Source organism: Streptomyces sp. NRRL WC-3549, assembly GCF_000721935.1.
Classification (GTDB): Bacteria; Actinomycetota; Actinomycetes; order Streptomycetales; family Streptomycetaceae; genus Streptomyces.
Genome location: NZ_KL585418.1, coordinates 100,795 through 101,781, shown reverse-complemented (window position 1 = coordinate 101,781; position 987 = coordinate 100,795). Strand labels below are relative to the sequence as shown.

Annotated in this window: 2 pseudogenes; both read right to left on the bottom strand. The window is 76.4% G+C overall.

From position 1 onward, the window contains the following. Positions 1–230: pseudogene (locus IH13_RS43545) on the bottom strand (hypothetical protein); the annotation flags it as partial. Continuing rightward, positions 227–987 (bottom strand): annotated as a pseudogene (locus IH13_RS0124005) (hypothetical protein); the annotation flags it as partial. The pseudogenes IH13_RS0124005 and IH13_RS43545, both read right to left, overlap by 4 nt.

Here is a 987-nt window from a genome sequence, read left to right as displayed (position 1 = left end):
CTCAGAGATGTGTATAAGAGACAGACGTCGGAGTCCGGCGCTTCGGGCGCCGAGGCGGGGGCACCGGACGCCGGGTCCGGGGCTCCGGCCGTCAGACCCGGGGCGGTCGCGCCCCCTGAGGACGGACCGGCCGTGGTCCCGGCTGTGGTGCCGGACGTGGTGCCGGACGTGGTGCCGGACGTGGTGCCGGACGTGGTGTCGGCCGTGGTGTCGGCCGTGGGATCCGTCATTTCCGCAGCAGCCTTCCCGCGCGCTCCCGCAGCACCGCCACGGCGTCGGTGGCGGCCTTCTCCGCCTTGGCCCCCGCCTTGTCGGTGGTGCCCGCCGCCCAGGCCCCGGCGTGCAGCGCGACCGTCTTCCTGCGCACCGTCCGTTCGACGGCCAGGGGCTGGACGAAGAACGTGCCCGCGTCCCAGCGGAGCAGTCCGAGGCACGCGCCGGACGCGGCGACCGCCTCGGGGGTGAGGGGCCCGGCGACCGGGATCCGGCCGGTGTCGACGGGCAGCGGATGCCCGGCGACGGTGAACACCGGCTGCCCGTCCTCGGCCGTGCCGGTCTCGTAGTCCTCCAGGAAGACCGGTACCGCCATCCGCGCCGGATGCCGGTCCAGGGGGGCCGTCACGGGGTCGACGGCGGCGGGCAGGACGGCGCGGGCCGTGGTGAACGGGTCGGCGACGTCGCCGGCCCGGGCGTACGCGTCGTCCCAGAGCAGGTCCCCCTCCGCCGTGAGCGGCATCCCGGACAGCTCGGCCGAGCGTCCTTCGCCGACGGCCGCCAGGAGCGACATGCGGGGCCGGAGCAGCTGCCAGGGGCCCGCCCCGACGACACTGTCCGGCTTCGGCGCCGACACGCTCGCCCGCACCAGGCGCGGCGCCGATCCGTCCGCGGGCTCGAACACCGCGTGGACCTGGGCCTGTACGGCCGTCGGGTGCTCGTGCAGGTCGACGCCCAGGGGCAGCAGACGGCCGGTGGCCGTACCGCCCGCGG